This is a genomic window from Streptomyces sp. NPDC055078, assembly GCF_053607985.1.
Genome location: NZ_JBSGUP010000146.1, coordinates 1 through 14658 on the forward strand (window position 1 = coordinate 1; position 14658 = coordinate 14658).

Annotated in this window: 13 protein-coding genes; 4 read left to right on the forward strand and 9 right to left on the reverse strand. The window is 71.5% G+C overall.

The features are described from left to right. The 5 genes from pgl to tkt all read right to left on the reverse strand — a co-directional run. The coding region (pgl, locus tag ACWF94_RS15235; RefSeq protein ID WP_453487821.1) for a 6-phosphogluconolactonase at positions 1-630 on the reverse strand (630 nt) is incomplete at its 3' end. Then, a complete protein-coding gene (opcA, locus tag ACWF94_RS15240; protein WP_453487822.1) occupies positions 627-1655 on the reverse strand; it encodes a glucose-6-phosphate dehydrogenase assembly protein OpcA in 1029 nt (342 codons plus the stop codon). The genes opcA and pgl, both read right to left, overlap by 4 nt. Then, positions 1652-3184 carry a glucose-6-phosphate dehydrogenase gene (gene zwf / locus ACWF94_RS15245; protein ID WP_453487823.1) on the reverse strand — a complete coding sequence of 511 codons (1533 nt, stop codon included), beginning with the start codon at positions 3182-3184 and terminating at the stop codon, positions 1652-1654. The genes opcA and zwf overlap by 4 nt, the downstream gene beginning before the upstream one ends. Positions 3185-3189: 5 nt before the next feature. Further along, positions 3190-4317: a transaldolase gene (tal, locus tag ACWF94_RS15250; protein ID WP_453487824.1), complete on the reverse strand. Its 1128-nt coding sequence runs from the start codon at positions 4315-4317 to the stop codon at positions 3190-3192. Between the two features lie 35 nt (positions 4318-4352). Then, the gene (tkt, locus tag ACWF94_RS15255; RefSeq protein ID WP_453487825.1) at positions 4353-6440 is read right to left on the reverse strand and encodes a transketolase; all 2088 of its coding nucleotides are present in this window, start codon (positions 6438-6440) and stop codon (positions 4353-4355) included. Between the two features lie 291 nt (positions 6441-6731). Here tkt and ACWF94_RS15260 point away from each other — a divergent pair, with 291 nt between their 5' ends. From ACWF94_RS15260 to ACWF94_RS15270, 3 genes are all read left to right on the forward strand, one after another. Next, a complete protein-coding gene (locus tag ACWF94_RS15260) occupies positions 6732-7703 on the forward strand; it encodes a heme o synthase (RefSeq protein ID WP_453487826.1) in 972 nt (323 codons plus the stop codon). A gap of 96 nt (positions 7704-7799) precedes the next feature. Then, positions 7800-8114, forward strand: a complete 315-nt coding sequence (locus ACWF94_RS15265) for a hypothetical protein (RefSeq protein ID WP_453487827.1) — start codon at positions 7800-7802, stop codon at positions 8112-8114. A 126-nt stretch (positions 8115-8240) separates the two neighbouring features. Then, complete coding sequence (locus ACWF94_RS15270; RefSeq protein WP_453487828.1) at positions 8241-9347, forward strand: amidohydrolase family protein; 1107 nt, start codon at positions 8241-8243, stop codon at positions 9345-9347. Between the two features lie 138 nt (positions 9348-9485). On the opposite strand, the gene ACWF94_RS15275 is transcribed toward ACWF94_RS15270, so the two are convergent. The 4 genes from ACWF94_RS15275 to ACWF94_RS15290 form a co-directional block, all read right to left on the reverse strand. Further along, positions 9486-10475, reverse strand: a complete 990-nt coding sequence (locus ACWF94_RS15275) for a COX15/CtaA family protein (RefSeq protein ID WP_453487829.1) — start codon at positions 10473-10475, stop codon at positions 9486-9488. Between the two features lie 37 nt (positions 10476-10512). Beyond that, positions 10513-11703 carry a hypothetical protein gene (locus ACWF94_RS15280; protein WP_453487830.1) on the reverse strand — a complete coding sequence of 397 codons (1191 nt, stop codon included), beginning with the start codon at positions 11701-11703 and terminating at the stop codon, positions 10513-10515. Between the two features lie 178 nt (positions 11704-11881). After that, on the reverse strand, positions 11882-12652 hold the full coding sequence (locus tag ACWF94_RS15285) for an ABC transporter permease (protein WP_453487831.1): 771 nt from the start codon (positions 12650-12652) through the stop codon (positions 11882-11884). Next, positions 12649-13575 (reverse strand): ABC transporter ATP-binding protein, encoded by a 927-nt coding sequence (locus ACWF94_RS15290; protein WP_453487832.1) that lies wholly within the window; start codon positions 13573-13575, stop codon positions 12649-12651. The genes ACWF94_RS15285 and ACWF94_RS15290 overlap by 4 nt, the downstream gene beginning before the upstream one ends. Positions 13576-13775: 200 nt before the next feature. On the opposite strand from ACWF94_RS15290, the gene ACWF94_RS15295 reads away from it, so the two are divergent. After that, positions 13776-14658, forward strand: an 883-nt coding sequence (locus ACWF94_RS15295) for a S8 family serine peptidase (RefSeq protein WP_453487833.1), incomplete at its 3' end; no start/stop codon positions are given.

Genomic DNA, 14658 nt, shown 5'->3' on the forward strand with positions numbered 1-14658 from the left:
GTCCGCGCCCGCCGCAAGCAGCCACACCTCGCGGGCGGCACGGATCGCCGGGAGGGTGAGGGAGATACGGGTGGGCGGCGGCTTGGGCGCGCCGTGGACGCCGACGACCGTGCGGTCCGTCTCCCGGACGGCGGGCAGCTCGGGGAAGAGCGAGGCGACATGGGTGTCGGGGCCCACACCGAGCATCAGCACATCGAAGGTCGGCACCGGACCGTGGTCCTCCGGCCCGGCCGCCGCGGCGAGCGCGGTGGCGTACGCGGCGGCCGCGGCCTCCACATCACTGCCGTACGCGCCGTCGGACGGGGCCATCGGACGCACCCGGGCCGGGTCGAGGGGAACGCTGTCCAGCAGGGCCGCGCGGGCCTGTGTGACATTGCGCTCCGGATCCCCCTCCGGGAGGAACCGCTCGTCGCCCCACCACAGATCCAGCCGCTGCCAGTCGATCGCGTCCCGCGCCGGGGACGCCCCCAGCGCGGTCAGCAGCGCGTTGCCGTTGCGCCCCCCGGTCAGCACCACGGACGCCGAGCCCCGCGCGGCCTGGGCGTCCACGATCCTGGTGATCAGCCGGGCCGCCGCGGCCTGCGCCATCAGCTCCTTGTCGCGGTGGACGACGAGCTGCGGAACGCTCACTTCGCCGTCGCCTTCCCGGCCGGAGCCCGCTTCGCGGCGGGAGCGGCGGTGGCCGCCTTCGCCGGAGCGGGCTGCTCGATCGGCCGGGACTCCTCCGGGCCGCCGTCGAGCCGGTCGACGCCGAACCGCAGCGCCGAGGCGTAGGTGTCGTCCGGGTCGAGCCGGCGCAGCTCCTCGGCGATCAGCTCGGCGGTGTCCCGCCGCTTCAGCGCGACCGCCCGGTCCGGCTGCCCCTGGATGGACAGATTGGCCAGCGAGCCGTCCGCCCGGTCCAGCACGATCGGACCGCAGTTGGTGTCCATCCGCACGGCGGTGAGCCCGGGACCCGTCGACAGGCTCCGCTTCACCGGCACCTTCAGCCGGTCCGCGAGCCACATCGCCAGCAGTTCGACGCTCGGATTGAACTCCTCGCCCTCCACCTCGACCGCCGTGACCTCGCAGGCCACCTGGTCCAGCGCGGCGGCCAGCATCGAGCGCCAGGGTGTGATCCGGGTCCACGAAAGATCGGTGTCACCGGGGGTGTACGCGTCGGCGCGCACCGTCAGATCGTGGATCGGCTGCTCGGTGGCGTAGGTGTCGGTCACCCGGCGCTGCGCCAGCGCGCCCAGCGGGTCCTTGGCCGGGTCGAGCGGCGCGTTCACCGGCCACCACACCACGACCGGCGCGTCGGGCAGCAGCAGCGGCAGCACCACCGACTGGGCGTGGTCGGTGACCTCGCCGTACAGCCGCAGGACGACGGTCTCCCCGGTGCCCGCGTCCGCGCCCACCCGCACCTCGGCGTCCAGCCTGGCCTGCGCCCTGGCCCGGGGGGTGCGCGAGACCCGCTTGATGACCACGAGCGTGCGCGAGGGGTGTTCGCGGGACGCCTCGTTGGCCGCCTTCAGCGCGTCGTAGGCGTTCTCCTCGTCGGTGACGATGACCAGGGTGAGGACCATGCCGACGGCGGGTGTGCCGATCGCCCTGCGCCCCTGCACCAACGCTTTGTTGATCTTGCCGGATGTGGTGTCCGTGAGATCGATCTTCATGGCCGGCGCCAGCTCCGTCCGTCTCGTGCGAGCATGTCGTCCGCCTCGACGGGACCCCAGGTCCCCGACGGATACTGCGCGGGCCGGCCGTTCTTCTCCCAGTACCGCTCGATCGGGTCGAGGATCTTCCAGGACAGCTCGACCTCCTCGACCCGCGGGAAGAGGTTGGAGTCGCCGAGCAGGACATCCAGGATGAGCCGCTCGTACGCCTCCGGGCTGGACTCGGTGAAGGACTCGCCGTACGCGAAGTCCATCGACACGTCCCGTACCTCCATCGAGGTCCCCGGCACCTTCGAGCCGAACCGCATGGTCACCCCCTCGTCCGGCTGGACCCGGATGACCAGGGCGTTCTGCCCCAGCTCCTCGGTCGCCGTGTGGTCGAAGGGGGAGTGCGGCGCGCGCTGGAAGACGACCGCGATCTCGGTGACGCGGCGGCCGAGGCGTTTGCCCGTACGGAGATAGAACGGCACCCCCGCCCAGCGGCGGTTGTCGATCTCCAGCTTTATGGCGGCGTAGGTGTCGGTCTTCGACTTGGCGTCGATACCGTCCTCCTGGAGATAGCCGACGGCCTTCTCGCCGCCCTGCCACCCCGCCGCGTACTGTCCGCGCACGGTGTCCGCGCCCAGGTCCTTCGGCAGCTTCACCGCGCCGAGGACCTTGGTCTTCTCCGCCGCGAGCGCGTCCGCGTCGAAGGACGCGGGCTCCTCCATCGCGGTCAGCGCCAGGAGCTGGAGCAGATGGTTCTGGATGACATCGCGGGCGGCGCCGATGCCGTCGTAGTACCCGGCCCGGCCCCCGATGCCGATGTCCTCGGCCATGGTGATCTGGACATGATCGACATACGACCGGTTCCAGATCGGCTCGAAGAGGGTGTTGGCGAACCGCAGCGCCAGAATGTTCTGAACGGTCTCCTTGCCCAGATAGTGGTCGATCCGGAAGACCTCATGGGGCGGGAAGACCTCGTGGACGACCTGGTTCAGCTCCTTGGCGGAGGCCAGGTCGTGGCCGAACGGCTTCTCGATGACCGCGCGGCGCCAGGAGCCCTCGGCCTGGTCGGCCAGACCGTGCTTCTTGAGCTGCTTGACGACCGTGGGGAAGAACTTCGGCGGCACCGACAGATAGAAGGCGAAATTGCCCCCCGTGCCCTGTGCCTCGTCCAGCTCCCCGATGGTCTTCTTCAGCGTCTCGAAGGCGTCGTCGTCGCCGAAGTCGCCCTGCACGAACCGCATACCCTGGATGAGCTGCTGCCAGACCTCCTCGCGGAAGGGGGTCCTGGCATGGGCCTTGACGGCGTCGTGGACCTCCTGGGCGAAGTCCTCGTCCTGCCACTCACGGCGGGCGAAGCCGATCAGGGAGAAACCCGGCGGCAGCAGACCGCGGTTGGCCAGGTCGTAGACGGCGGGCATCAGCTTCTTGCGGGACAGATCGCCGGTGACACCGAAGATGACCAGGCCCGACGGCCCCGCGATACGCGGGAGCCGCCGGTCCGCGGCGTCACGAAGCGGATTGGCTTCGCCAGTACCGGACAACGTCCTCAGCCCCCTGAGGAATCTGCGGGAGCGAGGCGCTTCAGCTCCGCCTCGGTCGATGCGAGCAGCTCGTTCCAGGACGTCTCGAACTTCTCGACGCCCTCGTCCTCCAGCACCTGGACGACCTCGTCGTAGGAGATACCGAGCTTCTCCACGGCGGCCAGCTCGGCGCGTGCCTGGTCATAGGTGCCGCGCACGGTGTCGCCGGTGATCCGGCCGTGGTCGGCAGTGGCCTCCAGAGTGGCCTCCGGCATGGTGTTGACCGTGCCCGGGGCGACCAGGTCGTCGACGTACAGGGTGTCCTTGTACGCCTTGTCCTTCACCCCGGTCGAGGCCCACAGCGGGCGCTGCCTGTTGGCCTGCGCCTTGTCGAGCGGCGCCCAGCGGTCGCCGCTGAAGACCTCTTCGTACGCCTCGTAGGCGAGCCGGGCGTTGGCCAGGGCGGCCTTGCCGCGCGCGGCCTTCGCCTCGGGGGTGCCGAGCCTGTCGATGCGCTTGTCGATCTCGGTGTCCACGCGGGAGACGAAGAACGACGCCACCGAGTGGATCTTCGAGAGGTCGAGCCCGCGCGCCTTGGCCTTCTCCAGACCGGCGAGGTAGGCGTCCATCACCTCGCGGTACCGCTCCAGCGAGAAGATCAGCGTGACATTGACGCTGATCCCCAGACCGATCGTCTCGGTGATCGCCGGCAGGCCCGCCCGGGTGGCGGGGATCTTGATCAGGGTGTTGGGCCGGTCCACCAGCCAGGCCAGCTGCTTGGCCTCGGCGACCGTCGCCCGGGTGTTGTGCGCGAGCCGCGGGTCCACCTCGATGGACACCCGGCCGTCCTGGCCCTGGGTGGCCTCGAAGACCGGCCGCAGGATGTCGGCGGCGTCCCGGACATCCGCCGTCGTGATCATCCGGACGGCCTCCTCGACGGTCACCCGGCGGGCGGCCAGCTCCTTGAGCTGCTGCTCATAGCCGTCACCGCCGCTGATCGCCTTCTGGAAGATCGACGGGTTGGTGGTCACACCCACCACATGCTGCTGGTCGATCAGCTCGGCGAGATTGCCCGACGAGATCCGCTTGCGCGAAAGGTCGTCCAGCCAGATCGCGACACCTTCGTCGGAGAGGCGCTTGAGTGCGTCTGTCATGAGGGTTGCATCTCCTGCTTCGTCGTGTAATCGCGTCAGCGCGCGGCGGCTTCGAGAGATTCCCGCGCGGCGGCGGCGACCGCCTCGGCAGTGAAGCCGAACTCACGGAACAGCACCTTGCCGTCCGCGGACGCGCCGAAGTGCTCCAGTGAAACGATGCGGCCGGCATCGCCCACGAAGCGGTGCCAGGTCAGCCCGATCCCGGCCTCGACCGCCACCCGCGCCCTGACGGCGGGCGGCAGCACCGAGTCCCGGTACGCCTGGTCCTGCTCGTCGAACCATTCCACGGACGGCATCGACACCACCCGCGTCGGCACCCCGGCCTCCTGGAGCAGCTCACGCGCCGCCACGGCGAGCTGCACCTCGGAGCCGGTACCGATCAGGACGATCCGCGGCGAGCCGCCGTCGGCCTCCTGGAGGACGTACCCGCCACGGGCCGCGTCCTCGTTCCACGCGTACGTCGGCACACCCTGGCGGGTGAGCGCCAGACCGTGCGGGGCGCCCACCCCGAACTTCTTGGTGTAGCGCCGGAGGATCTCGCGCCAGGCGATCGCCGTCTCGTTGGCGTCCGCCGGCCGGACGATGTTCAGCCCCGGAATGGCCCGCAGCGACGCCAGGTGCTCCACCGGCTGGTGGGTCGGGCCGTCCTCGCCGAGACCGATCGAGTCATGCGTCCACACATAGGTCACCGGCAGATGCATCAGCGCGGAGAGCCGGACCGCGTTGCGCATGTAGTCGGAGAAGACCAGGAACGTGCCGCCGTAGACACGGGTGTTGCCGTGCAGCGCGATGCCGTTCATCACGGCGGCCATCGCGTGCTCACGGATCCCGAAGTGGATCGTCCGGCCGTACGGGTCGGCCTCCGGCAGCGGGTTGCCCTTCGGCAGGAACGACGAGGTCTTGTCGATCGTCGTGTTGTTCGAGCCCGCGAGGTCGGCGGAGCCGCCCCACAGCTCCGGCACGACCGCGCCCAGCGCCTGGAGGATCTTGCCCGAGGCGGCGCGGGTGGCGACACCCTTGCCCGTCTCGAACTCCGGCAGCTTCTCCTCCCAGCCGGCCGGCAGCTCGCCCGCCCGGACCCGGTCGAATTCGGCGGCCCGCTCCGGGTCGGCCGTACGCCACGCGGCGAACGTCTTCTCCCACTCGCCACGGGACTCACGGCCCCGGTCGAGCGCCCCACGGGTGTGCGCGATGACCTCGCCGGAGACCTCGAAGTGCTTCTCCGGGTCGAAGCCGAGGACCCGCTTGGTGGCCGCGACCTCGTCCTCGCCCAGCGCCGAGCCGTGGGCGGCCTCGGTGTTCTGGGCGTTCGGCGCGGGCCAGGCGATGATCGAGCGCGCCGCGATGAACGACGGCCGCTCGGTCTCGGCCTGCGCGGCCTTCAGGGCGCGGTACAGACCCGCCGGGTCGAGATCGCCGTTCGCCGCCTGCTCGACCCGCTGGACGTGCCAGCCGTACGCCTCGTACCGCTTGAGGGTGTCCTCGGAGACGGCGGTCTCCGTGTCGCCCTCGATGGAGATGTGGTTGTCGTCCCACAGCAGCACCAGATTGCCCAGCTTCTGGTGCCCGGCCAGCGAGGACGCCTCGGCGGAGATGCCCTCCTGGAGACAGCCGTCACCGGCGATCGCCCAGATGGTGTGGTCGAACGGCGAGGCGCCGGGCGCGGTGTCCGGGTCGAAGAGGCCGCGCTCGTAGCGGGCGGCCATGGCCATGCCCACCGCGTTGGCGACACCCTGGCCGAGCGGCCCGGTCGTCGTCTCCACGCCGGTGGTGTGTCCGTACTCCGGGTGGCCGGGCGTCTTCGAACCCCAGGTCCTGAACGTCTCCAGATCGTCCAGCTCCAGGCCGTACCCGGCCAGATAGAGCTGGATGTACAGCGTCAGCGACGAATGGCCCGCGGAGAGCACGAACCGGTCCCGGCCCGTCCAGTCCGCGTCGGCGGGGTCGTGCCGCATCAGCTTCTGGAACAGGACGTACGCGGCAGGTGCGAGGCTCATGGCCGTACCGGGGTGGCCGTTGCCGACCTTCTGTACGGAATCCATGGCCAGGACGCGGGCGGTATCGACGGCCCGCTGGTCCAGATCGGTCCACTCAAGGTCTGTGGTGGTCGGCTCGGTGCTCACCCTGGGTCAGGGCTCCTCTCCACATGTCTTCATATGTGTTCATGCGTCTTCATGTCAGCTCCCGGTGACGACGGAGGCACCGGGCGCTGCCGAGCCTACCCGCGACAGCCCGCGCGGCCTGTACACAGAGCTATCCGCAGAGGTCGGGACGGGTGCCCAACACGACCCCACCCCCGTGCCGGGCGACGGATCGGCAGCCTCTAGAGTGGCGTGGTACGCGCAAGTCTTTACCGGGTCTTCATGTATCTGCATGTGCCCGTGGCTTGCTGGGAGTCTCTGTCAGGGGTGTGCGTGACAGCCGTCGAATCCCGTCCAGCGGGGGGTACCTTCCAGGCCCCCGGGGCTGTGGGACAGCCGGGGACGAACCCCGGCGCCCGGCCGTTCGGGGCAAGGGTCAAGGCATTCGTGGCGCTCACCAAGCCACGGATCATCGAGCTTCTGCTCATCACCACTGTGCCGGTGATGTTCCTCGCTGAGCAAGGGGTACCCGACCTGTGGCTGGTCCTGGCGACCTGTCTCGGCGGCTATCTGTCCGCGGGCGGCGCCAACGCGCTCAACATGTACATCGACCGTGACATCGACGCCCTGATGGACCGGACCGCCCAGCGCCCGCTGGTCACCGGAATGGTCTCCCCGCGCGAGAGCCTGGTCTTCGGCCTCGCGCTCGCGGTGGTCTCCACGCTCTGGTTCGGGCTGCTGGTCAACTGGCTCTCCGCCTGGCTCGCGCTGGGCGCCCTCGTCTTCTACGTCGTCGTCTACACGATGATCCTCAAGCGCCGCACCTCGCAGAACATCGTCTGGGGCGGTATCGCGGGCTGTATGCCCGTACTGATCGGCTGGTCGGCCGTCACCGACTCCATGTCGTGGGCCGCGGTCATCCTCTTCCTCGTCATGTTCTTCTGGACCCCGCCGCACTACTGGCCGCTGTCGATGAAGGTGCGGGAGGACTACGCCCGCGTCGGCGTCCCGATGCTCCCGGTCGTCGCGTCCAACCGGGTGGTGGCCCGCCAGATCGTCCTCTACAGCTGGGTGATGGTCGCCGTCTCCCTGCTGCTCACCCCCCTCGGCTACACCGGCTGGTTCTACACGGCCGTCGCGCTGGCCACCGGCGGCTGGTGGATCTGGGAGGCACACGGCCTCCAGCGCCGGGCCAAGGCCGGAGTGACCGGCCCGAAGCTGAAGGAGATGCGGCTGTTCCACTGGTCGATCACCTATGTGTCGCTGCTGTTCGTCGCGGTCGCGGTCGACCCGTTCGTGAGCTGAGCCGCTCCCCGCATCCCACGGGAGCCGAACCCCAGTGGCCCACACCACTGCGGCTCACCGTCGCGGATCCCGGGTACCCGCACGTAGCATCACCGCATGCCCGACTCCGCACAGCACAAGGTCACCAGGCTCGCCCGGCAGATCACCGCCTTCGCCAAGGCCCACGGCGGCGCCGAGGGCCAACTCGCCTACCTGGGACAGATCGGCACCCGTATCTCCTTGGTCGGCCAGGACGGCGAGTGGGGCGATCTCGTCGCCCCCAGCCATGACATCGCCACCGCGGCGGCCGAGAAGGCGGGCCTCACCCTCCACGAGTCCTTCGACGGCGAGTTCGCCGCCAAGGTCCGCACCGGGCCGTACGAATGGACCCGGATGGCCGGTATCCAGGTCGGTGGCCCGGCCAACGGCTGACCGGGACCGGCCGCCGCTCCCGGCCAACGGCTGACCGGGACCGGCCGCCGCCGAGCAACACCTCGCCGGGGTGTCACCCGTTAGGACTGTGGAAGCACGGTCCATGACGCGGAGGAGGCGCCCCGGATGATCGACCCCCCGAACCTCGTGGACCAGTACTGCCACGGAGTGTTCCGTACCGAGCTGGGGCTCGGCACCTTCGAGGCGCAACTGGGGCGTACGCCGGGGCCACCCGCCGCCGGCACGACCTTCTTCGACACCCAGACGGGTTTCGCCGTACGGCGCTGGTGCCCGCCCCTGCTCGGTCTGGAGGCCCACTGCGCGCCCGCCCGCTATCTGGCCCGCAGACGGGAGCTGGGGGTGCTGGAAGCGGGCCGGCGGCTGCTCAGAGGCAGCGGGATCGCCACCTATCTGGTGGACACCGGGCTGCCCGGGGATCTCACCGGACCGCCCGAGATCGCCGCGGCCGGCGCGGCCGAGGCGCGGGAGATCATACGGCTCGAACTGCTCGCCGAGCAGGTCGCCGACACCTCGGGCACGGTCGAGGGGTTCCTCGCCAACCTCGCCGAGGCGGTCCACGGCGCCGCCGCATCCGCCGTCGCCTTCACCTCGGTGGCGGCGGTGGGGCACGGAGTCGCCCCCGTGCCCGAGCCGCCCGGCCCCGGCGAGGTCCGCGGGGCGGCGGGCCGGTGGCTGACCACCCGGCGGGTCGGCGGTGAACTCACCGACCCCGTCCTCGTCCGCCATGTGCTGTGGATCGCCGTCGCGTCCGGGCTGCCGCTCCAGCTCCATGTGGGGGTGGAGGACCCCATGCTGCTCGCGGGCTTCGCCGCGGCCACCGCGGGCCTCGGCACCGATCTGGTGCTGCTGCACGGTTATCCGTACCACCGCCACGCCGCCCATCTGGCGAGCGTCTACCCGCATGTGTACGCCGACCTGGGTCCCGCCCTCGTGCACACCGGCGCGCGGGCGGCGGCCGTCCTCGCGGAGACGCTGGAGCTGGCTCCGTTCGGGAAGCTGCTGTTCTCCAGCGGCGCGCGCGGACTGCCCGAACTGCATGTGGTGGGCGCGCGGATCTTCCGGGAGGCACTGGCCCGGGTGCTCGGCGGCTGGGTCCGCGACGGCGCCTGGTCGCGCGCGGACGCCGAACGGGTCGCCGGGATGATCGCGGCGGGCAACGCCCGCCGGGTCTACGGGCTGCCGGAATCCGGCCACCGCGCGGTCGGGTACTGACGCGCGCCGGGCGGTGGACCGCTCCGGGCGCCGGGGCTCGTGCGTCGGGTGCTGACGCACCCCGGATGTGCCGGATGTGCCTGACGGCCCCCCGGGAGCCACGGGCCCCGGTCACCGCACCGCCGGGTACGGCACCCGTCAGGCGGCGGACATCTCCGGGTCGGCCTGGGCCGGGACCGGCGCGGGGGTGAGCGGGCGCTCGCGCAGGCTCAGCGCCAGCCGGACCACCGCGATCCACATCAGCGAGGAGCCGAGCATATGCGCGCCGACCAGCAGCTCGGGAACCCCGGTGAAGTACTGGAGGTAGCCGATCCCGCCCTGTGCCAGCAGCACGACCAGCAGCTCGCGGGCGCGCGCCCGGACGTCGGACGGCGCGTCGACCACCCGCAGCACCAGCCACATCGCCAGCGCCAGCGCGCACACCACCCAGGCGGCGATGGCGTGCACATGGGCCGCGACCGACCAGTCCCACGGCATCCGCGGCACATCGCTGCTGTCACCCGCGTGCTTGCCCGAACCGGTCACCGCGGTGCCCAGGGTGATCAGGACCACGGAGACGAGGACGATCGCCCAGGACAGCTTGCGGACCGGGCGCGGGACCCGGGGGCGCGGCGCGGTGTCGCCCTCGGCGGCCCGGTGCCAGGTGACCACGGCCACCGTCAGCAGGGCGTTGGCGGCGAGGAAGTGCCCCGCCACGGTCCACGGGTTGAGGCCCGCCCAGACGGTGATCCCGCCCAGGACCGCATTGGTCGCCACGATCCAGAACTGCGCCCAGCCGAGCCGGGTCAGCGATCGGCGCACCGGCTTGGACGAGCGGGCCGCGATGATGGTCCAGCCGACGGCCGCCGAAAGGACGTACGTCAGCATCCGGTTGCCGAACTCGATCGCGCCGTGGAGCCCCTGCTCGGGGGTGGCGAAGAGCGAGTCGTCCGTGCACTTGGGCCAGGTGTCGCAGCCGAGGCCGGAGCCGGTCAGCCGGACCGCGCCGCCCGTGACGATGATGATCACCGTCATCACGACTGCGGAGAGCGCGGCACGCCGGAGAGTCCCGGGGGCGGGCGTCCAGCGCTTGGCGATAAGGGCGAGGGGGGTCTGCACGGGCACCATCGTAGGCGGGGCCTTGTGCATGATTTCACGAGGGGTGTCCCGTACCGGGCACGCGCGGTTATGCGGGTGCTGTGGGTGCTGTGGGTTCTGCGGATGCTGCGGGCGTTGTCGGTTCTGGGGGCGCTGGGGGTGCTGTGGGTTCTGTGGGAGCGCAGGTGCGCCGGAAGCGCGAGCCGTCGAGGTGGTCCTCCTCCTCCCACCACACCGCCATCCGCCACTGCACCGGCTCCGGCGGCCGGTCGGGGCCGCTGAGGAACGCGTCGGTCAGGTCGTCGCCGAACGCCGCCGCGCTGCGGTCCGTGACGGCGTCCATCCCGCGCCAGGGGAACGCCATCGGGGTCCAGGGCGCTCCCCGGTCGGCCCGGGTGTCGAACCGCCACACCGCCCGCCAGGAGCGGGCCCGCAGGATCCGCCGTACCTCCGTGACCTCCAGCCGCAGCCCTCCGGCGATCGCCTCGGGCTCCACTCCCTCGATCCGGGCGGCCACCACGGCGAGCGGCAGCATCCGGGCCGGGAGCAGTTCGCGGGACCGCAGCAGGGTCAGCCCGTTCTGGAAGGGGCAGCGCCGCAGCCGGCGCTCCAGCTGGTCGCCGAGGTGCTCCAGGGCGGCGGAGTGCAGCAGTTCACGCCCTTCGGCGGCCGGCCGCAGCTCCTGGAACTCCCGTTCCGCCCGCGCCGCCCAGCCCGCCGCCTCCACCGGGTCCCCCAGCTCTTCGAGCCGGTCGCCGAGGAAGGCGTGGGCCTGGGCGAGCCCCTCCCGGTTGCGCGGGTCCGAGGCGTCCAGGCCCTCCCACACCCCGATGGCCCGGCGGGTCACCCCGAGGGCGGCGAGACCGTCGGTGAGGGCGGCGGCGGGCGGGCGGTCGCCGTGCGGCCGGAACGCGTACCGGGGCAGGCCCAGTTCGTCGCTGAGCGGCTCCGCGAGATAGACGGCCTTGCTGATCAGGGCCTTGGCGTACCAGCGGGCGTACCGGGGGTCCTGCCCGGCAGGACCGGCGCAGCGCCGGATCGCCTGCTGGACGGCGGCGAGGGCGTCCGCGCGCCGGCCCGCGTCGAAGTGGTGCCGGGCGAGATCGCCGTACCGCAGGCTCAGCCGGGCGGCGAGCGGGGTGTCGTCCTCGGCGTGCGGGGTCAGCGCGGCGATCAGATCCAGCAGCATGCGTTCGCGTGCGCCGGACGAGACACCGGCCCGGCCGGACCGGACCTTCGCCCACTCCGCGTCCAGCCGCAGTGCGGCGGTCCGCTCCATCGTGGCCTCCCGCCGGTCGTACCGATCTTGGCAGGCACACATACTGACCCGGGGGCGGGCGCCGGCGGAAGACTCGGGCGGGCAACCGCACCCAATGGATGACCCCGGTCCCGTCCCGGGCGACGGGCAACCGCACCCGATGGATGACCCCGGTCCCTGTCCGGAGGGCGGGCGGCGGCTACTCCCAGCGGAAGAAACGGCCCGCCGCGCCCAGGCCGAGCACCGCCCAGACGGTGAGGATGCCCAGATTTCCCCAGGGCAGGGAGGCGCCGTCCTGGAGCACATCGCGCAGTCCGTCGGAGAGCGCGGAGATCGGCAGTAGCGCGAGCGCGGACTCGACCCCGGCGGGGAACCGGTCCAGCGGCACGACGACCCCGCCGCCCACCAGCAGGAGCAGAAACACCAGATTCGCGGCGGCGAGCGTCGCCTCGGCCCGCAGGGTTCCGGCCATCAGCAGCCCGAGCCCGCTGAAGGCGGCGGTACCGAGGGCGAGCAGCAGCAGTACGGAGAGGGGGTTGCCCTCCGGGGACCAGCCCAGCGCGAACGCGATCACCGTCAGCAGCACGATCTGCAGGATCTCCGTGACCAGGACGGCGAGGGTCTTGGCGCACATCAGGGCCCAGCGGGGGAGCGGGGAGACACCGAGCCGCTTGAGGACCCCGTGCTGCCGCTCGAAACCGGTGGCGATGGCCTGGCCGGTGAAGGCCGTGGACAGGACGGCGAGGGCGAGGACCCCGGGGGTGAGGAAGCCCACCGGATCCCCGCCGTCGGTGTCGATGATGTCCACGGTCGAGAACAGGACCAGGACGAGAGCGGGGATGACGACGGTGAGCAGCAACTGCTCACCGTTGCGCAGCAGGATCTTCGCCTCAAGGGCCGCCTGTGCCGTGATCATGCGCCCGAGCGGTGCGGCACCCGGCTTCGGTGTGTACGTACCCGTGGTGCTCATGCGCGCAGCTCCCGCCCCGTCAGCTCCAGGAAGACATCTTCGAGCGTGTGCCGTTCGACCGAGATGCCGTCGGGCAGCACCCCGTGCTGGACGCACCAGGTGGCCACCGTCGCCAGCAGCTGGGGGCCCACCTCGCCCGTTATCCGGTACGCCCCCGGGGTCAGTTCGGCCGCCTCGGTGCCGTCCGGCAGCGCCTTGAGGAGGGAGCCGACGTCGAGACCGGGGCGGCCGGTGAAGCGGAGGGTGTTCTCGGCGCCGCCGCGGCACAGCTGTTCCGGACTGCCCTGGGCGATGACCCGGCCCGCGTCGATGATCGCGACATCGTCGGCGAGCTGTTCGGCCTCGTCCATGAAGTGGGTGGTGAGGACGATGGAGACGCCGTCCGCCCGGAGTTCGCGCACCAGTTCCCAGGTGGAGCGGCGGGCCTGCGGGTCGAGGCCCGCGGTGGGCTCGTCGAGGAAGACCAGTTCGGGGCGGCCCACGACGGCCAGTGCCAGGGCGAGGCGCTGCTGCTGGCCGCCGGAGAGCCGCCGGTAGACCGTCCGGCCGCAGCCGCCGAGCCCGAGGCGTTCGATCAGCATGTCCACGTCCAGCGGATGGGCGTGCAGCTTCGCCATATGGCGCAGCATCTCCTCGGCCCGGGCGCCGGAGTAGACACCGCCGGACTGGAGCATCACCCCGACCCGCGCGCGGAGCAGGGGCGCGTCGGCGACCGGATCGAGGCCGAGGACCCGTACCGTGCCGGCGTCGGCGCGGCGGTAGCCCTCGCAGGTCTCGATCGTGGTGGTCTTGCCGGCTCCGTTGGGGCCGAGGACGGCTGTCACCAGGCCATGCGGGACATCGAGGTCCAGGCCGTTCACGGCCGTCTTCGATCCGTACCGCTTGACCAGGCCCCGGATCCGGACAACGGAGTCGGTTCGCATGCCCGGCAGTCTAGGCGGGCGTCCGAAGCGCATGGAGCGCGGGGCGCGGGACCTTCGGGCCCGGTGTGACCCGTGCTGCGGAAACGGCCTGAACTGACGCCTGTGGCGTACTTCACACCATCGGGGGGCTCTTTCACCATGTACATGTCGGTGCTGCGTGTGTGCCGACGCGCACCTCATCCACCACAGAGGGAGTGTTCGTGGCGAGACGCACGACGGGACGGCGGGGCACCACCGCCGCGTTCATCACCGGGGCCCTGGCCCTCGTACTCGCGCTCGGCAACACCCCGGCCGGGGCGTTACCGGCTTTACCCGGGTCCGGCGGAGCCTCCCCGGCGCGTGCCGAGGCATCCCCGTACCGGGCCAAGGCCGAGAGCGGTGTCCGCGCACAGCTCGACCGGCTCGACCGCTTCGGCCGCCTCGGCAGCAAGGACAGGGTGACCTTCTGGGTCACCCTGTCGCATGAGGCGGACACCTCCGCCGCCCGCGCGCGGCGGGAGAAGACCGACCGCACCCGTCTGCTCTACGAGTCCAAGACCGCGCACGCCGAGCGCACCCAGACCCCGCTGAAGGCGCTGCTGAAGAGCGAGGGGGTGGCGTACGAGTCGTTCTGGATCGTCAACACCGTCAAGGTCACCGGGGACAAGGCGCTCGCCGAGAAGATCGCCGCCCGCCCCGAGGTGGCGTCCCTGGAAGTGGACGACCCGATACCCGTCCCCAAGCCGCTGCCGGGCAAGGCCGAGCCGGGCGTGAACGCCGTCGAGTGGAACGTCGACCGGATCAACGCCCCGAAGGTGTGGTCCGAACTCGGGGTACGCGGCGAGGGCATCGTCGTCGCGAATATCGACACCGGGGTGGATGTCACCCACCCCGCCCTCAGATCGACGTACCGGGGGCTGCGGTCCGACGGCAGCCACGACCACGACTACAACTGGTTCGACCCGTCCGGGCTCTGCCCCGGCACGGCCCCCTGTGACAACAACGGCCACGGCACTCACACCATGGGCACCATGGTCGGCGACGGCGGCGCGGGCGCGCAGACGGGCGTCGCCCCGGGCGCCCGGTGGATCGCGGCCAAGGGCT